Raw genomic sequence first — 18,705 nt, 5'->3', positions numbered from 1 at the left:
CGTGTGAATCGCCTTTCAGTTTCCTGCTGCAAACCTATACTTTCCGGTACCGAGCGAGCGCCTCGAAAGCGAATCGTAGCGTAGCCGTTCAATTTCCCCGCGCCATGCCCGTTTCGTTTTTAACTCAAACGGGAGAACGATCATGCCGATCGATCAGGACAAGCTGCAGAATTTCATGGGACGAATGGTGGGCGAATTCGGCGCGGTCGCTTCGGCGCCACTGATCCTGCTGGGTGACCGGCTGGGTCTCTACAAGGCAATGGAAGGGCAAGGCCCGATGACCGCCTCGCAGGTCGCCCAGGCCGCGGAAGTCTCCGAGCGCTATGTGCGCGAATGGCTGCTTGCGCAGGCGGCCGCCGGTTTTCTTCGCTATGACGCCGACACAGACGCCTTCGAACTCGAAGCCGAGCAGGCAATGTGCTTTGCCGATGAGACGAGTCCGACGTTCGTGCCGGGCTTCTTTCAGGTGGCCGAATCGATGTTCCGCGACATCCATAAACTCGAAGGCACATTCCGCACCGGACTCGGCCTCGGCTGGCATCAGCACGATCATTCGCTCTTTCGTGGCACCGAGCGGTTCTTCCGTCCGGGGTACGCGGCCCACCTCGTCAGCGCATGGATACCGGCGCTCGACGGCGTCGAAGCGAAGCTGAAGGCGGGCGGCGCGAAAGTCGCGGACGTCGGCTGCGGGCACGGCACGTCGACCGTGCTGATGGCGCAGGCGTATCCGGACACGACGTTTGTCGGCTTCGACTATCACGAGCCGTCGATTCAACGTGCGCGTCAACTGGCGGGAGAACTGGGCGTGCGCGATCGCGTCACGTTCGAAGTGGCGCCCGCGAAGGAATACCCCGGCAACGACTACGACCTCGTCGCGTTCTTCGACTGCCTGCACGACATGGGCGACCCAGTGGGCGCGGCCGCGCATGTGCGGCAGTCGCTGAAGCCGGGCGGCACGTGGATGATCGTCGAGCCGTTCGCGAACGATAAAGCCGTCGACAACATGAATCCCGTCGGGCGCATTTACTATTCGGCATCGACGATGATCTGCACGCCCGCATCGTTTGCGCAGGAAGGGCAGATGGGCCTCGGCGCGCAGGCGGGCGAAGCGCGGCTGCGTGACGTGGTGACGAAGGGCGGTTTCACCCAGTTCCGTCGCGCAACCGAGACGCCGTTCAATCTCGTGCTCGAAGCGCGGCCGTGAAACGACAATGCGCTGTTAAGCGCGTATGACGATAACGAACATGGTGGCGCGTGGACCACGATCCGCGCCAGCCTCCCGACGCCTATGACTAACTCGCAACGCATGACCTGGTTACGGATCGCACTCGTTATAGCGGGTGCGATGTCACTCGGTTTATATCCGCTGATGGTGGTCTGGCCGTCGGGCTGGACGTGGCACACGGGCCATTCGGATTATCCGGCGATGATCGTCGGCGTTTACGCGACGCTCGGCGTCTTCCTGCTCCTCGCGGCGCGCAATCCGCTGCGTTATCTGAGCCTGATCTGGTTTGCCGTCTGGTCGAGCGTCGTGCACGGCGCGATCATGACCGTTCAGGCGCTGGAGAACCCCGCGCATCTCGGTCATCTGGTCGGCGACGTGCCTGCGCTTTTCATCGGCGCAATCGTGCTGGGCGTGCTCACGCCGCGCGGCGACAAGGCGCGAGCGATGTGATCGTCATCGAAAGGAACGGCCCGCGCGACATGCACGGCGCGTCCGTCAAGGTCTGCGAACGATCGAAGCGGTCAGGGATTGGCCACCCAGTCCCCCGACTTCCCGCCGTGCTTCTCCAGCACCTTCACATCGTTGATCGTCATGCCGCGGTCGACCGCCTTGCACATTCTGGTTTCCGTGCGTAGCCTTGTGTTGACGGTCTTACAAATCAAAGACTTACCGTTTGCGAAGCGTTCGATCCTGTCCAAATCGGTTTGTGAACTTGGACGGCGTTTGGACAAGACTTGGACAACAATTCCTGACCATTCGCCGGATGTAAGTTTACGCGATTCGCTCCAATCTTGAACATGCAACGAAGCATGGCGACGTGCTGCACCCATGCAATATCAACCTGAACGCCGGATTTGTTGCCGGTCTGCTCGGTTCACTGAGGCATCGGCTACGCTCGCGACGACAATGCGATTGGGCCGGTCTCTCGATCACGAAGAAGGTCACCGGGTTGTGACCAAGTCGGGTTCGATAATGCGAAAATGACAGAAAGGTAAGGCTACAGATGCAATGCCGTGCGAGCCACGTGGATGTAAGTTGTTGCCGATGGCATAGGATTCGAACCCAAGTCGGTCTTGCATTTTATTAAATGAGTACGCATCGTTTGCCGATTTGGCGCGGTGGAAATGGAGAAATCTTTGGTATCGACACTCACGCAGACTTTCCCTCCGTTACCACTCGAAGAGTTGCTTTGCGAGATTTCGACCTTCCAAGAGAAGCCATTTGTTGAAAAACAAGCGTTGATTAGACGGCTCGTTGATGCTCACCCAATCCTGAGCTTAACGTGGGGTCCGGGGCACAGTTATCGTCGGGCAAGACGGCTGCATGCAGGTGAATCGCTTCCTTCCGAAGTCGATGGCGTTATATGGCGTAAGGACATACCCGCCAAAGCAGGGAGGGCTAACGCCGCAGGTTTTCCGGTTTTGTATCTCGCGGACAATGCTGAGACTGCCTTTAGCGAAGTTGGGATTTCGGACGATCAGGTGGTACTCGCGGAATTCGAAATCCAACCCAACAAGACGGTGCAAATTGCGCCAATCGGAGAAATGAGACAAATTCAACGTACAGGACGCGGCGCGTTGTCTGGTGGTGGGTCTCGGGCTATATCAGACCTATTAAACGCTTGCGGTGTTGAGGAAGCGAGGTCCTTACTGATTGCAGATGCATTTCTCTACGACTGTCTGATGAACCCGGACGACGACTACAGCGTGTCCTCTTTGGTCGCGATGAACATTTTCGGGAAGTTGCCAGACGTGTCGGTCATTGCCTATCCGAGCCGCCGACAGACCGGGGCGCTGAATTTTGCAGTACGCGTCGAGGGATTTTGGGATCGGTGGGGAGTAAGTGCCGTTCGCTGCGGCAGAGCGGTACATCTGAAATACGGATACTTCCGGTTCCATGATGTAAGGCACGTTGTCGGAATCACTGTATCTGGGTCGATGCGTTGGGACAATAACATCGTGGTACCGAGTTTAAGCAACGTACTCCGTCCGCTGTGGAGGCCACGCGTCGATGCATGAACCGACGCCTGACGCTGGCCTGAATGCCGGTGGGCTTCGTCCATCGACGCATGCATATCGGCATTGTTGTCATAGATTTAATTGTGGGCATCGTCCATCAACTTGCGCTCGATAGCAACGGTCCGCACGTCATCTCTGCGTCTCGATATTCAGCAACCGGGTCGAACTGTCGGACAGTTGATCGAAGCGAAAGGTGAACCGGACGCACTGACTGTGTGATTCATTGATCTCGGGGAGGGCCGGATGATACGGAAGCGAACGCGGTCGTTCGTGCGGCGATGGCTTTGGTACACGATCCACGATGCGTTCGCGCAGACGTTCGGCTGGCTTACGCTGTTCGGTGGGTCCTTTGGTGGCTTCGTGCTTGCCAAGTTTGGCGTCAGCGCGACCAACAACGAATTTACAAACAACGTCATCGGGGCGGTCGGCGGTTTTGTCATTGGCTTGGGCTTCTACGCGATAGTCGGCATCTTCAAAACCCAGCGATACATGCAGCCGCTTGCATTGTCGATCACAGACGACATGCGGTCGCCGGACTTCACCTTCAACGATCAGATTCGTGGCTACAGCGTGGCGGCTGTCGTTCAGAACCGTTCGGGCGTGCACTGGAAGGACTGCACTGCGCACGTGATGAACGCACCACTGTACGACGGATCAACCGGTCCGCGATTCGTGGAGAAATTCGACCTTCCGCCGAAGTCGTACAAGACGGTCTACATCGCCTACTGGTTCTCGCGTGAACCGCCAAACCCCGATGACCAAGACATCGGCCTAACTGGTCCGGTTGCCGCTTGTTTTGGTGGCAATGTGTGTAGGGTGCCGGGTGCAGGGACAAACCTTCACATTCGGGTTCGTCCGCACGATGCGGATAGTAAAGATATTGCGTGTCGCATCTGGATCGACGGCGACGAGCGACGACTCCGGGCCGCCACGTTGCCGGAAGCGACGTTAAGTGGCGCGATGATAGTAGGTCTGGAAACTTGAACTCCAATGGAAATCCGGCATGGCGAACTATTCAAAAAATATAATCGAAAGGTTGACTAACCGGGGGCCGAACGTCGGGTATTGCGCGATCTGCCGGACACATGGTCCGCTAACAAAGGATCACGTCCCGCCCAAGGGCTGCGGAAATATCAATGACTCGATAATCAGCCATGTCTACGGGAACAACTCGGAAAAGCCGGGTCGGCCTCTTCTGTCGCAAGGCGGATCACATTTCCGAACGATATGTGGAAGATGCAACAACACGCTGCTTGGAACTGAGTATGATTGGGCGTTGAGCGACACCGTTTGCGCCATTGAAGCGTATTTTCAAAGGGCATCGGCTAGTCGGCTGACCTTGCCTCGAACGCAACTGTTCGACTATCAGCCAAACCGCTTCCTTCGCTCGGTAATTGGACATCTCTTGGCGGCGAACGCGGTCCCGGATGTTACAGAAAAGGACCGTGCTATCCCACTGGATGACGCGCTGAGAGCGTACGTGCTTGATCCTTCGGCGACTTTGTCAGATCAGGTTTGCGTCTACTACTGGTTCTATCCGCATCGACGCCGGGTCGTCATGAAGCACTCGGCGATGGGGTTCTGTGGCGGGAACGGGGCGGCGATATACGGACACGTCTTCAAGTTCTTCCCTTTCGGTTTCTGGGTTGTGTGGGATGAGCACGGCGACCGAAGCAATCACTTTAACCTCCGCCGACTTGCTGATTCAACGCCGACCATTTCAGCGTCCGCCCGATTGGTCTTGGACCTGTCGCAACTGCCGCCAGCGGATTTCCCAGAAGCTCCCACTGACAATGGCATGTGGCTGGTGACCGACTACCTAGTGTCACAGGCGGAGGACAGAACCAAGCCGGTTACGCCGATCTGATGCGTCGCGGCCATCGAGCAAACTAAACCAAACGCTTAAGCCAGAAGCGACAGTGACGGTGACCCCTCGCATTTACCACTGGCCGAGACGATGCGGTTCGCACCCGATACCTTAACGCTGCTATAGGTGGGGTCTCGCCATATATGCAAAGTTGATTGAGGAATTACATGAACGGTCAATGGCTTGGCATCAAACACGCGACGGCACAGGGTAGAGATAGCAATTTAGTTATCAATCTCGACCTTGTTGGCGATGCCTACGTTGGTATGATCTTCGAATGGCCTATTGATCCGCCTTCAATCTGCGCGGCCATACCCATTCGAATTCCCGTTGGCGCGAACCCGTTTCAGACCGAAGGCCCGTTGCTGGGATACACATCTCAGATCGATGCGGGTTTCCCGTTCATTGATGGCAGTCAGTTAGCATCGAAGTTGGCCGGTAAGCCCCTTTCTGTTGCACGACGCGTCTACATTGAAGGGGATTGGAATGGGAACCGAATGCGTCTCTCATATACGACCGATCTCGGCAACGCGGGGCACGCTGTGGTCCATCGATTCGGCGGCAAGGCCGAAAGCAAAGTGGTGGCGCGAGCATTCAGTTGGGAAGAGTTAAAGACGCGCCTATTCAACACTTCGTACTGGAAGTACATCTTCAGGGGACAAGCTAATTCTCGGTGGCCGCTTCGCTCGTTGTTCCATCGCGAAGGTCGTGCCGATCTGTACCGATACACGCAAGAGGACGTGCTTCACATGCACCGGCGATTGAGCGGATTGTTGTCGCATCCGATGGACATCGCGGTAAATGACGGTAGAGGCAGTTTTCTACATCTGTTGCAACACCACGGTTATCCCACGCCCTTGTTGGACTGGTCGTTTTCACCTTTTGTGGCCGCGTTCTTTGCTTTTCGTGGTCATCAGAGGGCAACCGCATCAACGCCGGGATACGTTCGAATCTTCAGAATCGATTATGAGGCGTGGACGAACACGATGGAATCTATTCCTATGTTGGCGACGCCGCGCAACAACCTATCGTTCCTTGAATTTCAGACGATCAACAATCCACGCGCAATTCCACAGCAAGCATTGTCCAGCGTGACTAGCGTGGATGATGTGGAAAGCTACATTGCACAGTGCGAGAAGGGTTCAAATAAAGGGTTTCTGGAAGCGTTCGACATTCCGATCAGTGAAGCGCCCGCTGCACTGGCAGACTTGCGCCTGATGGGGATCACGGCGGGTTCACTGTTTCCGGGCATTGATGGCACGTGCGAGGAAATTCGCTCGTTGCGTTTTCCTTGAATCAATCCATCCGGCTTTCTCGCTGTTTGTCTTTCAACAGCAGTGGTGTCAACGGCTGCGGCGAAAAATCATCGCTCCGTCGGCACTGGCGCTGTCGTCGTTCGCGACTGTTGCTGTTGCTTACAGTAGTGGCGGCGCTGCAATGGTGAATCATTCACGCTGTCGCGACTGGGTGCGCTGGCCATAGTGTCGGCGGTGACACTGCGGCGGTCGTGGTTCCCCGCACTGTCCGAACGGGTGCCGCGTAGGCAGTCGTTCATGGACACTGTAGAGCCGGTAGGGACTGGAAGGGCGGTAGTGTGGATTGACAGTACGCCGAGACGCTGAAGCGGTCTCTTTTGTTACCACTGACGATGACTACACTGTTTCCTTGCGTATGTCGGCACTGGTAAGCACCGGACCATTGGCGGCGATGGCTCCATTCTTTGGTGAGGCCCAACAGGTGCACTATGCCGATGAATATCCTGTAGTCGATTTTTTCCGAACTCCGCACGCGGAACAAGCAGACCTAATATTCCTGACTAAATTCAGTGGCTGGTCCTATGAAGCAGAATACAGGATCATCGATCATACAAACGGCCCCGGACTGCATGAATATCCGGCGGAACTGCTACGCAGCGTCACGTTTGGGTTTCGCATGCCGGAAATCGACCGAGCAAGGATCAAAGACTGGGTTGGGCGAAGGGGATGTGACGTTCAATTCTTTGAGGCGATCCGAGATGATCGTCGTTTTAGGATTGATGTCAGGGAGATTAGGTAACGCAGAAAGCGTTGTCTGGCGGTGGTCCGCCGATGGATGTCTGCAAATTCATATTCACCTTCTACTACGGAAATTGTCCAGCGGTGGCCCCGAAGTCGAAGGGTTTCATTCAGCCAGTCCAGCGGTACAACTTTACGGTCGTACCACACCGTGTCTGTGTCGCGCGGTTCGATACCGCTCTCAATGAAATATCGCTCTTTCAACGCCATGACGACTAGCTTTCTTGCCATGTATTGGGGACTATCAGGTGCATCACCACCTCGGCCCGGCTCAATGTGAGGACGCCCATACGGCGGTTTGAGGTGCCCGCGATCCTGACCATCAAAAAGATGTGCACGGAACGCTCTTCCTCCCCGACCGCCGCGACCATCGGCTTGGTTTGCCTCGCCTCCTTGTCCGCCCGCGCTGAACAAGTCGTCACGGTCAACGACAATGTCGCCACCGGGTTGACCGGGGCCTATGCCACCGCGCCCGCCTCGTCCTCCTATGCCGGTACTCCGGTTTCCGGTCACTCGGGCATTTCCGCCTCGTCCGCCGTCTCCTATAACAGCTTCGCCCCCACGACCTCCAACCGCGCTGCTATGATCGCCATGGACTTCGGCGTCTCCGCCGGTTCCACCGGTTCCCTTCTCAAGATGCTGCCTCTGTGCATTCGAATCGAGTGACGACATGACGGACAAATCACAGGTTGTGGGTGGATTGACTTTAGCGCAGTGGGAAGCAATGTTTCGTCCCGGGATGCCTGAGTTTGCGGCATCGACTTTCACTTTTTCCGGGGAAGCAGAAGGGCAAGTCCGCATCGCATTCGGAAATCGAGGCCCTTTCGTGAGCGATAATGAGCGCCTACCGGTCTTTACTCATGCCGTCACATTGTCGCCAACAGTCGCGGTTGAACTCGCACGCGTTCTGATCGAGCACTTCGCTAAACCGGCGGACGACCCAAAAGACCCCATCGCGAAAATCTAACCCGCCCCGCCGTCGCCGCCCCTAGCTACAGAATTGTTGCCACGAACGGTCGCGTGTCCGCCAGTTCCGCCGATTCCGCCGGTTGAGTCACCGCCTTTCCCGCCAATGGAGATGTTCCCGTCACCGGTCGCCGATGCATTGCCCCCGCGACCACCCCGTTCACCTGTACCGTTGTTCCGAACTCTGTACGCAACCCAACAGGTTCCAGCGATCAGCAGCAATGCGGATACGTTCAGCAGCCATGCAATCGTATGCGAGATGGCTACGCCTATAGCGGGTAGACCGAGTCCAGCCAACAGCATGGCTATCCCAATGGCCAGCGGGATATAAAAGGTATCGAATGGATGGCGAGACATCGAAGCTCCATAGCTAGAGGACGCGCGGGCCGACATCGCAGCCGGTCATCAGCGTTCGTCTCGATTGTAGCGGCGCTTCGCGACTCAGCCAACGCCACTCGTCAGCGTCGGTCAGTTGACGCCCGAGTTCTGGGCGGCGGTGTGGTCGGTTCACGATTCGGTGTTCGCGCATCACTCCTGTACGTCGTTCGACGGTGTGGTCTTGCTGGGCCATGCGATGAACAAGGCTCACTTGTTTGCCGTTGCGCGATCAACCTGACCAAAACACGTGGGTCTCACGGAAACCGGTGGAATGGACGACGCCGCGAGAGCGTCGCTTCTAAAGCAAATCAACCTAGCTTTCGCGCCAACTCAGTTGCTGACGGATGATAGTACCGCTTCAACATCGTCAAGCTGCGGTGGCCCGAAACAGCAGCCAGTTCGATGACGTTCGGCAGCTTCTGGGCTAATCGAGTGATAGCCGTATGCCGTAGGTCATGCCAATGGAAGTCGCCAATCTCCGCGCGTTTGCACGCCTTCCTGAACGCAGCGTGCAACGTATTACCCTTGACGGGAATGACACGACCATCAATGGATCGTGGAAGCGCAGCCAAGGTGCCGACCGCTTTCGTAGACAGCGGAACCGTCCGTGCCATGCCGTTCTTGGTAATGGGCAAATACGCAGTCTGCGCTTCGAGATTGATGTTTGACCATCGAAGTTCGACCAATTCACCTCGTCGCATGCCGGTCTCCAAGCTTAAGACCGCTGCTGGAAGCAGCCACACATTCCTTCTGCCGGTAGGAGCGAGCGCTGCAAGAAGTCTGGCCTCCTCGTCGGCTGACAAAATTCGATCCCTGCCTTGTGGAGAGGGTGGCTTGCGGATCAGCGTGATGGGATTGGTGATGTTGATGTCCCACTCTCGGCGGGCGTGATTGATGATGGCCGATAGAAAGGCCAGTTCTCGAATGACGGTCGCTGGTTTCACTTTTATCAATCGTTCATCCCTATATGCCGCGACGGCCTTCGGAGTTAGTGCCGACATGCTGAGTTTCGCGAACGTGTTGCGGCAGGTAGCGCGAAGCCGAATGATCGCGTCTGCGCCGCTGCGTTGCGTCGGACATACATCGTCGATGTAACGGTTGATGATGTCTTCGAGCGTGTTCGCTTCCGCTTCGCTACGACTGATGAAGCTGCCGCGATCCATCTCGGTTTCGACGGATCGCGCCCATCGTTCTGCATCAGCGCGGATGTTGAACGACTTTGTTTCAGGGGGGTATCCCGCACGGCACACACGTGCTTGCCACTTGCTACCTCTCTTTCGAATCGATGCCATTCCTGTCTCCGACTTGGACAGAATTTGGACAGGATCGAACTTTCGTATGCCAGAAGTCAGATTTGTAGTGATTTCGTCAGGTGGCCGGGAGATGGCGATGATAGGTCGAGCGTCAAGCTAAGACTTAAGAAACAATGACTTAACCCGTCGCCACCCAATCCCCCGACTTCCCCCCGTGCTTTTCCAGCACTTTCACATCAGTAATCGTCATCCCCCGATCCACCGCCTTGCACATGTCGTACACGGTCAGCAGGCCGATCTGCACGGCGGTCAGCGCTTCCATCTCCACGCCCGTGCGTCCGAGCGTTTCCACCTGCACGGTGCAGTGCACGCCGGGTAGCGCTTCGTCGAGCATGAAGTCGACGGCGACGCGCGTCAGCGCGAGCGGATGGCAAAGTGGAATCAGGTCGGCGGTACGCTTCGCACCCTGGATCGCCGCGATGCGCGCGATGCCGATCACATCGCCTTTTTTCGCGTTGCCGTCGCGGATCAGCGCGAACGTTGCCGGCAGCATGCGGATCGTGCCGCTCGCGATGGCGATGCGTTTCGTCTCCTGCTTGCCGCCGACGTCGACCATATGCGCCTGGCCTGCGGCATCGAAATGAGTAAGTTCCGTCATGGTGGGCTCCCTGAAGGGCGCCATCATAACAGCGCCCATTCGCCGACGATTGTCCGCCTCGCGCGGCGCACATGCACGCCGCGCCTGTAACTGCCGGAGGCTTCGGTACGAAAATGGGGCTGCCGGCAGGTGTAAACATCGGCACACACCGGGTTCTCGACAGCGCCTGCGACTGGGTACAATTGAAGCGCGCCCGACGCCCCAGCGCCGAAGCGCCCGACTGGTTCCTGACCTTGCTTTTTGCCCTGTTTTTGCCCATCGCGCAATGCGTCTGAAACGGCTTCTTGCAGTCTGTCTTTCCATCGCGCTCGCGGCGCCGCCGGGGGCGTTTGCGCAATCCGCCACACCGGCTGCCGCCCCCGCTTCTACACCGAAGGTCACGCATCTCGCCTCGGCGCAGGCGCCTTCGCTCGAGATCGGGCCGATCCGTTCGTACGCGTCGCCGCTCATTCCCGACAACATCGCGCCCGGCGTGTTCGGCACGTACGGCGGCGCGGAGAGCCGCTTTGCCGGCACGCCGGGGGCCAACGTCACGCTGCGCGCACCGCTTCTCACACAGCAGTTGCCGGATCTCGGCGATGGCTCCGGCGGCTCGCTCACGCCACAGGCCGAGCGCAAGCTCGGCGAGCGCGTCATGCGCGAAGTGCGTGCCGATCCCGACTACCTCGACGACTGGCTCATTCGCGACTACCTGAATTCAGTTTCGGCCAAACTCTCGACGGCGGCGACGGCGCTCTACATCGGCGGTTACCAGCCCGATTTCGACCTGTTCGCGATGCGCGACGCGCAGATCAACGCGTTTTCGCTCCCGGGCGGGTTTATCGGCGTGAACACCGGCCTGATTGTCACGACGCAGACAGAATCCGAACTCGCATCCGTGATCGGCCACGAAATGGGCCACGTGCTCCAACGGCACATCGCGCGCATGATCAGTTCCAGCGAGCGTAGCGGCTACGCCGCGCTCGCTGCAATCCTGCTGGGCATTCTCGCGGGTGTCGCCGCCCATAGTGGCGATCTCGGCAGCGCGATCGCGATGGGCGGCCAGGCATACGCGCTCGACACCCAGCTGAAGTTTTCGCGCGCGGCCGAGCACGAAGCGGACCGCGTCGGTTTCCAGATGCTGGCGGGAGCGGGCTACGACCCGTACGCGATGTCGACGTTCTTCGGCAGGCTCGACCGCGCGTCGATGGGCGATGCCGGCGTTCCGGCCTATGCGCGCACGCACCCACTGACCGTCGAGCGCATCGCCGACATGGAAGATCGCGCGCGACGTTCGCCGTATCGTCAGCCGCGCCAGGCGTCGGAGTACGGGTTTGTGCGCGCCCGTGCCCGCGTGCTGCAAAACCGTTCGCGCAGCGACTATGCCGACGAGATTTCGCGGATGCGCGCCGAGGTCGAAGACAAAACCGCGCTGAACGTCGCCGCGAACTGGTATGGCATCGCGCTCGCGCAAATGCTGCTCGATCGAAACGACGATGCGGCCGCGTCGCTCGCGACGGCGCGTCGCGTCTTCGGCGCGGCCGGGCGCAGCGAAGGCGTGGCCGCCCGCAGTTCGCCGAGCCTCGATGTGCTGGATGTCGATATCGCCCGCCGCGCCGGACGCAACGACGACGCCATACGCCTTGCCGAAGTGGCGCAGCGTCGCTGGCCGGATTCGCACGCCGCGATCGACATGCGGCTGCAAACGCTCCTCAGCGCCCGACGCTTTGCCGATGCACAGGCGCTCGCGTTCAAGGAGACGCGAAGCGATCCGCAGCAGCCGTTATGGTGGCGCTATCTCGCGCAGGCGAGCGTCGGTACTGGCGATGCACTCATGCAGCATCGCGCGCTCGCGGAGAAGTTCGCGCTGGAAGGGGCGTGGCCGTCGGCGATCCGTCAACTGAAAGAAGCGCGCGACATCAAGACCGCCGGCTACTACGACCTGTCGACGATCGATGCGCGCCTGCATGACTTCGAGACGCGCTACAAGGAAGAGCGCGAAGACGACAAGATTCGCGGGTAGACCGCTCAGGCGGGGCCGTGGTCGTCGGGCGCCGGGGCCGCTTGCGCCGCGGTCGCTTGCCCCGCGGGGCTGGCGACAAAGCCAAAGCGTGCGCCGACGTCCGCGCGTGCAATGGCCTGCAACGGCAACGTCACGTCGGAGCGCCAGTGGAACGCGCCGCTTTGGCCATCGGCGGCGATTTCCGCGTGTTCCGAGAACAGATCGAGGTCGTGGTCGTGCAATGCGGCCACGCGCGGCTGTTCTCGCTCGCCGGCCGGCGCTTGCGTGAGCAGGATGCCGCCTTCGTCGTCGAGCCAGGCGGCGTTGGGCGTGAACGTGCCGCCGGCCTGATCGGTGAGCGTCAGCGCGCCGTTTGCGTCGACCGCGAGCCGCACGATCCACGGCGTATAGACCAGCTCCACATACACGCGCTGCGGGCCGTTCTGGAAGAACCACTGCCCACGCGCGTCGGCTTCGTAGTTGCGGTGAATGAAACCCAGCAACGCCTCGTGACGGATCGGTTCGCCGGGCGCGCCCTGCGCCTGCGCGGCCTCGTCGCGCATGCGCCAGTTACCGCGCCGGTCAAGCAGCAGCCAGCCGGTGCAGTGCGGTACGTTTGGCCATTTGGCAAGGGCCTGCCTGACGATGTCATCCATGATGGGCGAAGGGTGAGAGATAGCCGAAAATGCGCTGGGCAAGCCAGTCGATGCGGCCCGGGAAGGGCCCCGTCATGAAGCCGACGTGGCCGCCGTGATCCGGCTGATCCAGTTCCACCGATACCGACACCTCGTGTCGCGAAGGCAGCACCGTGCCCGGCAGGAACGGGTCGTTGCGCGCGTTCAGCACGAGCGTGGGCACCGTGATGTCTGGCAGCAAGGGACGCGTTGTCGCGCGTGTCCAGTAGTCGTCGGTATCGCGAAAGCCGTGCAGCGGCGCGGTTACGACGTTGTCGAACTCGTACATCGTGCGGCTTGCGAGCATCGCGTGACGGTCGAAGAGGCCCGGGAACTGCGTGAGCTTCTGGTCCGCTTTCAGCTTCAGCGTCTTCAGAAAGCTGCGCGTGTACACCTTGCCGAAACCCTGCGACAGCGCGTGTCCACCGGCGTGCACGTCGAGCGGCGCGGAAATCGCCGCCGCCGCGGCGACAAACGACGCGTCCTGTCCGCGCTCGCCCAGCCAGCGCAGCAGCACGTTGCCGCCAAGCGATACGCCCGCCGCGACGATCGGCCCGCGATGCTGGCTGCGCAGACGCCGCAGCACCCAGTCGACCTCGTCGCTGTCGGCGAGGTGATAGAAGCGCGGCAACAGGTTCAGCGTGCCACTGCAGCTACGGAAATGCGGTACGACGCCGTGCCAGCCGCGATCGCGCGCGCCGGCCATCAGCGCACGCGCGTAGTGCGACGCGGAACTGCCTTCGAGGCCATGAAACAGCACGAAAAGCGGCGCTTCGTCTTCGGCGGTGGGCGCGGCAGATGACGGCTCCCGCTTCAGCCAGTCGAGTTCGATGAAGTCGCCATCGGGCGTGTCCCAGCGCTCGCGAAGGTAGGAGACGGCCGGCACGCGTGCAAAAAGCGCGGGAATGATGGTCTGGACGTGACTGTTCGGCAGCCACAGCGGCGCGCGATAGCGCAGATCGGCAAGCAGTTCCGCGACGTCCCCAACAGGCGACGTACCCGGACCGTTCTTGTTGTGCGTCGTACTCATGCCAGCAACCAGATCGAAAAGCAGACAGGCAAAACAGCAGGAAAAACGGGCAACGTCAGTGCAGCGACCCCTGCCCGTGCCGCATCCTGGCAGCGAACTGGCTCGCGGCAGCATCCGGCATCGGGCTCGAGTGAATGTGCGCAATGCGCCATTCGCCGCGCTCGTGAACCATCACGTATGTTGTGAAAACCATCGCGGGCGCGGCGGCCGGGTCGGCCGGACGATGCGCCTCCGCAATCGCGTAGACCACGGTGCCAAGACTGTCGTAGACGCGGATATCGAGCGGCTCGATCGACACCCGGTTCATTTCGAGCTGCACCGAAAGACCGGCGCGTATGCTTTCGAGGCCGTGCAGGTGCGAGCCGTCCGCCCAGATGCAGCTGACGAATTCCTCATCGATCCACAGGCCCATCAAGCTGTCGATATTGACCTCGGCAATGGCCTGATACCAGGCGTTGAGCGTGTCGGCGGCGGCTTCGAAGATGTGGGCAAAACGTGGCATGGCTCGTCAGTCTCTTGTGCGCGGCGCGCGCGGTTGCGTGCCCGGGTGCATCTCCCGGACGTCTCGACAGTCAGCGGCAATGCCCCGGCGTGCGTGAACGTAGGGGACTTCCGCGAGGATGCCCGCGCCGTGAGGCGCGGGCATGACGCGATAAAGCATGCGTACGGCGATCAGACGGTGCTAGCGTTGCGCGACCAGCATGCCGCGCAGGTCATCGAAGACCTGTTCCGCGCTCAGCTGCCGCAGGCAGTTCAGATGGCCAAGCGGGCACTCGCGCTGGAAGCAGGGACTGCATTCGAGATGCAGCCATTGTACCTTCGCAAGCTCTGACAGGGGCGGGGTGTGGCGCGGATCGGTCGACCCGTAGACGGCCACCAGCGGCCGGCGTAGCGCGGCCGCGACGTGCATCAGTCCGGAATCGTTTGTGACGACGGCGCTTGCCCGCGAGATCAGCGCACACGCCTCGCCGAGCGCGGTCTGGCCGCACAGGTTGCGCACGTTCGGCGCGCGTTCGGCAATCGCCTGCGCGAGCGGCGCGTCTTTCGGCGAACCGAGCGCGACGATCTGCGTGTAAGGAAACGACTGGCCGATCATCTTCGCGAGCGCGGCGAAATGCTCGGGCGGCCAGCGCTTGGCCGGGCCGTATTCGGCGCCCGGGCAGAACACCACGAGCGGCACGCGCGTATCCAGATTGAAGCGCGCCGAGACGCGCGACGCCTCGTTCAGGTCGGCGTCGAGGCGCGGCATCGGCAGGTCGTCCGGCACTTTTGCACCCGGCGTGTACGCGAGCGCCGCGTACTGGCCGACCATCGGCGGACGTTCGTCCTTGCGCGGATTCGCGTGCCGGACGTTCAGCAGACCATAGCGGCTCTCGCCCGTATAGCCGATGCGCAGCCCGATGCCCGCCATCCACGGAATCAGCGCGGATTTCAGCGAATTCGGCAGCACGTAGGCGGCGTCATAGCCGACGTCGCGCAGATCGCTTGCGAGTTGCCAGCGGCGCAGCATCTGCAGCTTGCCGTGCGCGAGATCGGTGGCGTAGACGTCGCGAATCTCGGGCATGCGTTCGAGCACGGGCGCGACCCAACTGGGTGCGACCGCATCGATCGCGATGCGCGGATGCAGTTTCACGAGCCGCGAAAACAGCGGCTGCGCCATCAATGCGTCACCGATCCAGTTCGGTGCGATTACCAACGCGCGACGCATCAGGGTGGGTTTCCGGTGTCGAAACGAAGCATCGCGCGCACAGGCGCGCGGCGTTCAGGTTGTTGGGAAAAGGCCGGGCCGCGTAAGGCCGGGCCACGTAAGGTCCGGCCGGATGGGGCCCGGCCGGTAAAGACCGGCCGCGAAATGGCAGCCTGGCGAGCCGGAACGGGTTCCGGCTTCGCGCGGCCGGCTGCCGCAACGCGGACGCGCTCAGTGGCCTTTGACCACTTCGCCGGCACGCAGCTTGTAGCGCGTGCCGCAATACGGGCAGCGCGCTTCGCCGTGCGTCACGTCGATGAAAACGCGCGGATGCGTGCTCCAGCGCGGCATCGACGGATTCGGGCAATACGCCGGCAGATCTTTTGCCGACAGTTCGACCAGCGGCATTTCCTTGATTTCGCTCATGGGGACTTTCTCTTTGTATTCGGATGAAAACGCGGCGTGCGGGGTGAAGGCTTAAACCTTCGTGAGCCAGTTCGCGTACTTCGTGCTCTTGCCGTTCACGATGTCGAAGAAGCCCGATTGCAGCTTTTCCGTGATCGGACCGCGTGCGCCCGAACCGATTGTGCGGTTATCGAGTTCGCGGATCGGCGTGACTTCCGCGGCCGTGCCGGTGAAGAACGCTTCGTCGCAGGTGTAGACCTCGTCGCGGGTAATGCGCTTTTCGATCACTTCGATGCCGGCGTCTTTCGCCAGCGTGATGACGGTGTCACGCGTGATGCCGTCGAGGCACGACGACAGGTCCGGCGTGTACAGCTTGCCGTTGTTCACGAGGAAGAAGTTTTCGCCCGAGCCTTCCGACACGTAGCCGTCCACGTCGAGCAGCAGCGCTTCGTCGTAGCCGTCGGCGGTGGCTTCCTGGTTCGCGAGGATCGAGTTCACGTACCAGCCCGACGCCTTCGCGCGCACCATCGACACGTTCACATGATGGCGCGTGAACGACGACGTCTTCACGCGGATGCCCTTTTTCAGGCCGTCTTCACCCAGGTAGGCGCCCCACGGCCACGCGGCGATCGCGACGTGGATCGTGTTGCCCTTTGCCGACACGCCGAGCTTTTCCGAGCCGACCCAGATGATCGGGCGCAGATAGCACGATTCCAGCTTGTTCTCGCGGACGACCTCGCGCTGCGCCGCCGCGAGCGTTTCGTGGTCGAACGGGACGTCCATCTGGAAGATCTTCGCGGAGTTCAGCAGACGCTTCGTGTGTTCCTGCAGACGGAAGATCGCGGTGCCGCTGTCCGTCTTGTAGGCGCGCACGCCTTCGAAGACGCCCATGCCGTAGTGCAGCGTGTGCGTGAGGACGTGGATTTTGGCGTCGCGCCAGTCGATGAGCTTGCCATCCATCCAGATCTTGCCGTCGCGGTCGGCCATTGACATACGATTCTCCAGGCGGTGCGTAATGAGGTATTCGGGGTGCCACAGCGACGATCCGGCCGGAACGCGCGACGCAGGCTTACGGCAGGCGTAAGCCGGAATGCGTGGCGCAGAAAGCCAAAACACAGATCCGTCAAGCGGCGAAGTCCGTTATTTTAGCGTCTTTTGCACACGGAACGGGCATTCAGCCACCTTACGGACGCTATAATTCTGCGCACACATAAATCAGTTCCGGATGCGCCTGCGGAGGTTTTCCGACAGGCTGTGTCTTTTCTGCCATGGCCGCGCATCGCGCGCCGGGCCGCCTCGTCCAATGTCCGCTCGCCTCTCTGAAGTTGATCGCCAAGCCTTTCGCCAGGGCCTGCGCGACTATTCGCCCACGCTCATGGCGATATTCTCCTGGGGGCTCGTGACGGGCATCGCGATGAGCAAGTCTGTGCTCACGCTGCCGCAGGCGCTCGGCATGTCGATCGCGGTGTATGCGGGTTCGTCGCAACTGGCCGTGCTGCCACTCTTCGCCGCGAAGCTGCCGATCTGGACGATCCTGCTCACCGCCGCGATGGTCAACACGCGGTTTGTGATCTTCAGCGCGGGTCTCGCGCCGCATTTCTCGTATCTGCCGCTGTGGCGGCGCCTGCTGCTCGGCTATTTCAACGGCGACATCATCTATCTGCTGTTTCAGAAGAAGAGCTTTCCAACTGGCTTCCAGCCCGGCAAGGAAGCGTATTTCTGGGGCATGGCGGTTGCCAGCTGGACGTCGTGGCAGGTTTCGTCGGTGATCGGCATCCTGCTCGCGAGCCTTTTCCCCGACAACTGGGGGCTCGAACTGGCCGGCACGCTCGTGCTGCTGCCGCTTATGGTCTCGGCGATCGTTACGCGTTCCACGGCGGTCGCGGTCGGCATCGCGGGTGTCGTTTCGCTGCTGGCGTTCGATCTGCCGTACCGGCTCGCGCTGCCGCTCGCGGTGATCACGGCGATTGTCGCGGGCAGCATCACCGATTCGATTGTCGAGCGCGCCGACCTGCGCCGCATCCGCCAGCGCGCGGGAGATTCCCGATGACCACCACGCAGATCTGGCTTGCCATCCTCGGCATGACGTTCGTCACCGCATTCACACGCGCAATGTTCCTGATCGGCGGCGAACGCACGGTGTTGCCGGAGCGCGTGCAGCGCATGCTGCGCTACGCGCCGGCCGCCGCGCTCGCCGCCGTCGTGCTGCCCGACGTCCTGGAAACCGGCAACGGGCTGTCCTTTGGTCTCTCCAATCACGAGTTCTACGCTACGGTGGCGGGGCTCGGCTGGTATCTATGGCGCCGCAGCATGATCGGCACGATCGTCGTCGGCATGGCCGTGTTCACCGTCCTGCGGCTTGCTGTCCACTAGGCCGATGCAGGGAAATATTGCATTGCAGCATTGTGCGGTATCCGCCCAAATGCTGGACATTCGCTGCCGCACGTCCAGGAACGTCATGGGTATCGGTTAAAATACGTGTCTTCCGGATCACTGCGCGAAGCTGCGG

General features: G+C 60.6%; 21 protein-coding genes. 12 read left to right on the top strand and 9 right to left on the bottom strand.

Annotation, left to right across the window (positions count from 1 at the left end; all coding sequences use genetic code 11):
* The first annotated feature begins 142 nt into the window (after positions 1–142).
* Positions 143–1,204 (top strand): class I SAM-dependent methyltransferase, encoded by a 1,062-nt coding sequence (locus tag LPA36_RS05865; RefSeq protein ID WP_228875196.1) that lies wholly within the window; start codon positions 143–145, stop codon positions 1,202–1,204.
* An 84-nt stretch (positions 1,205–1,288) separates the two neighbouring features.
* Positions 1,289–1,675: a DUF6632 domain-containing protein gene (locus tag LPA36_RS05860; RefSeq protein ID WP_228875195.1), complete on the top strand. Its 387-nt coding sequence runs from the start codon at positions 1,289–1,291 to the stop codon at positions 1,673–1,675.
* A 71-nt stretch (positions 1,676–1,746) separates the two neighbouring features.
* On the opposite strand, the gene LPA36_RS29570 is transcribed toward LPA36_RS05860, so the two are convergent.
* The gene (locus tag LPA36_RS29570; protein WP_407674240.1) at positions 1,747–2,055 is read right to left on the bottom strand and encodes a hypothetical protein; all 309 of its coding nucleotides are present in this window, start codon (positions 2,053–2,055) and stop codon (positions 1,747–1,749) included.
* Between the two features lie 294 nt (positions 2,056–2,349).
* Between LPA36_RS29570 and LPA36_RS05850 the strand changes: the two genes are divergently transcribed.
* The 7 genes from LPA36_RS05850 (at position 2,350) to LPA36_RS05820 (ending at position 8,131) form a co-directional block, all read left to right on the top strand.
* Positions 2,350–3,243, top strand: coding sequence for an RES domain-containing protein (locus LPA36_RS05850; RefSeq protein ID WP_228875194.1), 894 nt, complete (start codon positions 2,350–2,352; stop codon positions 3,241–3,243).
* A 243-nt stretch (positions 3,244–3,486) separates the two neighbouring features.
* On the top strand, positions 3,487–4,227 hold the full coding sequence (locus LPA36_RS05845) for a hypothetical protein (RefSeq protein ID WP_228875193.1): 741 nt from the start codon (positions 3,487–3,489) through the stop codon (positions 4,225–4,227).
* A gap of 292 nt (positions 4,228–4,519) precedes the next feature.
* Entirely contained in the window at positions 4,520–5,110 is a 591-nt protein-coding gene (locus tag LPA36_RS05840) for a hypothetical protein (protein ID WP_228875192.1), read from the top strand.
* A 167-nt stretch (positions 5,111–5,277) separates the two neighbouring features.
* Complete coding sequence (locus LPA36_RS05835; RefSeq protein ID WP_228875191.1) at positions 5,278–6,405, top strand: FRG domain-containing protein; 1,128 nt, start codon at positions 5,278–5,280, stop codon at positions 6,403–6,405.
* A gap of 304 nt (positions 6,406–6,709) precedes the next feature.
* Entirely contained in the window at positions 6,710–7,165 is a 456-nt protein-coding gene (locus tag LPA36_RS05830) for a hypothetical protein (protein WP_228875190.1), read from the top strand.
* A gap of 302 nt (positions 7,166–7,467) precedes the next feature.
* Positions 7,468–7,830 carry a hypothetical protein gene (locus tag LPA36_RS05825; RefSeq protein WP_228875189.1) on the top strand — a complete coding sequence of 121 codons (363 nt, stop codon included), beginning with the start codon at positions 7,468–7,470 and terminating at the stop codon, positions 7,828–7,830.
* Positions 7,831–7,834: 4 nt separating this feature from the next.
* On the top strand, positions 7,835–8,131 hold the full coding sequence (locus LPA36_RS05820; RefSeq protein ID WP_228875188.1) for a hypothetical protein: 297 nt from the start codon (positions 7,835–7,837) through the stop codon (positions 8,129–8,131).
* Positions 8,132–8,816: 685 nt separating this feature from the next.
* Here the strand turns inward: LPA36_RS05820 and LPA36_RS05815 are convergent.
* Positions 8,817–9,800 carry a tyrosine-type recombinase/integrase gene (locus LPA36_RS05815; protein WP_228875187.1) on the bottom strand — a complete coding sequence of 328 codons (984 nt, stop codon included), beginning with the start codon at positions 9,798–9,800 and terminating at the stop codon, positions 8,817–8,819.
* Between the two features lie 139 nt (positions 9,801–9,939).
* Positions 9,940–10,419 (bottom strand): cyclic pyranopterin monophosphate synthase MoaC, encoded by a 480-nt coding sequence (gene moaC, locus LPA36_RS05810; protein ID WP_228875186.1) that lies wholly within the window; start codon positions 10,417–10,419, stop codon positions 9,940–9,942.
* A 265-nt stretch (positions 10,420–10,684) separates the two neighbouring features.
* Here moaC and LPA36_RS05805 point away from each other — a divergent pair, with 265 nt between their 5' ends.
* Positions 10,685–12,421 carry a M48 family metalloprotease gene (locus tag LPA36_RS05805; RefSeq protein WP_228875185.1) on the top strand — a complete coding sequence of 579 codons (1,737 nt, stop codon included), beginning with the start codon at positions 10,685–10,687 and terminating at the stop codon, positions 12,419–12,421.
* A gap of 5 nt (positions 12,422–12,426) precedes the next feature.
* On the opposite strand, the gene LPA36_RS05800 is transcribed toward LPA36_RS05805, so the two are convergent.
* The 6 genes from LPA36_RS05800 to LPA36_RS05775 all read right to left on the bottom strand — a co-directional run bounded on the left by LPA36_RS05800 (position 12,427) and on the right by LPA36_RS05775 (position 17,189).
* The gene (locus LPA36_RS05800; protein WP_228875184.1) at positions 12,427–13,056 is read right to left on the bottom strand and encodes a DUF2946 family protein; all 630 of its coding nucleotides are present in this window, start codon (positions 13,054–13,056) and stop codon (positions 12,427–12,429) included.
* Complete coding sequence (locus LPA36_RS05795; protein WP_228875183.1) at positions 13,049–14,104, bottom strand: hydrolase; 1,056 nt, start codon at positions 14,102–14,104, stop codon at positions 13,049–13,051. The genes LPA36_RS05800 and LPA36_RS05795 overlap by 8 nt, the downstream gene beginning before the upstream one ends.
* 55 nt (positions 14,105–14,159) lie before the next feature.
* A complete protein-coding gene (locus LPA36_RS05790; protein ID WP_228875182.1) occupies positions 14,160–14,606 on the bottom strand; it encodes a nuclear transport factor 2 family protein in 447 nt (148 codons plus the stop codon).
* A 180-nt stretch (positions 14,607–14,786) separates the two neighbouring features.
* The gene (gene waaF, locus LPA36_RS05785) at positions 14,787–15,812 is read right to left on the bottom strand and encodes a lipopolysaccharide heptosyltransferase II (protein WP_228875181.1); all 1,026 of its coding nucleotides are present in this window, start codon (positions 15,810–15,812) and stop codon (positions 14,787–14,789) included.
* A gap of 210 nt (positions 15,813–16,022) precedes the next feature.
* Positions 16,023–16,217 (bottom strand): zinc-finger domain-containing protein, encoded by a 195-nt coding sequence (locus LPA36_RS05780; protein ID WP_090528136.1) that lies wholly within the window; start codon positions 16,215–16,217, stop codon positions 16,023–16,025.
* Between the two features lie 51 nt (positions 16,218–16,268).
* The gene (locus LPA36_RS05775; RefSeq protein WP_228875180.1) at positions 16,269–17,189 is read right to left on the bottom strand and encodes a branched-chain amino acid transaminase; all 921 of its coding nucleotides are present in this window, start codon (positions 17,187–17,189) and stop codon (positions 16,269–16,271) included.
* A gap of 310 nt (positions 17,190–17,499) precedes the next feature.
* On the opposite strand from LPA36_RS05775, the gene LPA36_RS05770 reads away from it, so the two are divergent.
* On the top strand, positions 17,500–18,246 hold the full coding sequence (locus tag LPA36_RS05770; RefSeq protein ID WP_228875179.1) for an AzlC family ABC transporter permease: 747 nt from the start codon (positions 17,500–17,502) through the stop codon (positions 18,244–18,246).
* Positions 18,243–18,569, top strand: coding sequence for an AzlD domain-containing protein (locus tag LPA36_RS05765; RefSeq protein WP_228875178.1), 327 nt, complete (start codon positions 18,243–18,245; stop codon positions 18,567–18,569). The genes LPA36_RS05770 and LPA36_RS05765 overlap by 4 nt, the downstream gene beginning before the upstream one ends.
* Positions 18,570–18,705: the final 136 nt, after the last annotated feature.

It is taken from the genome of Paraburkholderia saeva, from assembly GCF_907164555.1.
Lineage (GTDB): Bacteria > Pseudomonadota > Gammaproteobacteria > Burkholderiales > Burkholderiaceae > Paraburkholderia > Paraburkholderia saeva.
Note: the sequence above shows the minus strand (reverse complement) of the source record. Positions and strands in the feature narration are given on the sequence as shown.

Coding starts and splice junctions, on each gene's coding strand:
- LPA36_RS05775 (WP_228875180.1), bottom strand. CDS start 17,189: ATGTCAATGGCCGACCGCGACGGCAAGATCTGGATGGATGGCAAGCTC.
- LPA36_RS05820 (WP_228875188.1), top strand. CDS start 7,835: ATGACGGACAAATCACAGGTTGTGGGTGGATTGACTTTAGCGCAGTGG.
- LPA36_RS29570 (WP_407674240.1), bottom strand. CDS start 2,055: ATGGGTGCAGCACGTCGCCATGCTTCGTTGCATGTTCAAGATTGGAGC.
- LPA36_RS05835 (WP_228875191.1), top strand. CDS start 5,278: ATGAACGGTCAATGGCTTGGCATCAAACACGCGACGGCACAGGGTAGA.
- LPA36_RS05780 (WP_090528136.1), bottom strand. CDS start 16,217: ATGAGCGAAATCAAGGAAATGCCGCTGGTCGAACTGTCGGCAAAAGAT.
- LPA36_RS05815 (WP_228875187.1), bottom strand. CDS start 9,800: ATGGCATCGATTCGAAAGAGAGGTAGCAAGTGGCAAGCACGTGTGTGC.
- LPA36_RS05845 (WP_228875193.1), top strand. CDS start 3,487: ATGATACGGAAGCGAACGCGGTCGTTCGTGCGGCGATGGCTTTGGTAC.
- LPA36_RS05790 (WP_228875182.1), bottom strand. CDS start 14,606: ATGCCACGTTTTGCCCACATCTTCGAAGCCGCCGCCGACACGCTCAAC.
- LPA36_RS05805 (WP_228875185.1), top strand. CDS start 10,685: ATGCGTCTGAAACGGCTTCTTGCAGTCTGTCTTTCCATCGCGCTCGCG.
- LPA36_RS05765 (WP_228875178.1), top strand. CDS start 18,243: ATGACCACCACGCAGATCTGGCTTGCCATCCTCGGCATGACGTTCGTC.
- LPA36_RS05865 (WP_228875196.1), top strand. CDS start 143: ATGCCGATCGATCAGGACAAGCTGCAGAATTTCATGGGACGAATGGTG.
- LPA36_RS05795 (WP_228875183.1), bottom strand. CDS start 14,104: ATGAGTACGACGCACAACAAGAACGGTCCGGGTACGTCGCCTGTTGGG.
- waaF (WP_228875181.1), bottom strand. CDS start 15,812: ATGCGTCGCGCGTTGGTAATCGCACCGAACTGGATCGGTGACGCATTG.
- moaC (WP_228875186.1), bottom strand. CDS start 10,419: ATGACGGAACTTACTCATTTCGATGCCGCAGGCCAGGCGCATATGGTC.
- LPA36_RS05770 (WP_228875179.1), top strand. CDS start 17,500: ATGTCCGCTCGCCTCTCTGAAGTTGATCGCCAAGCCTTTCGCCAGGGC.
- LPA36_RS05800 (WP_228875184.1), bottom strand. CDS start 13,056: ATGGATGACATCGTCAGGCAGGCCCTTGCCAAATGGCCAAACGTACCG.
- LPA36_RS05850 (WP_228875194.1), top strand. CDS start 2,350: ATGGAGAAATCTTTGGTATCGACACTCACGCAGACTTTCCCTCCGTTA.
- LPA36_RS05860 (WP_228875195.1), top strand. CDS start 1,289: ATGACTAACTCGCAACGCATGACCTGGTTACGGATCGCACTCGTTATA.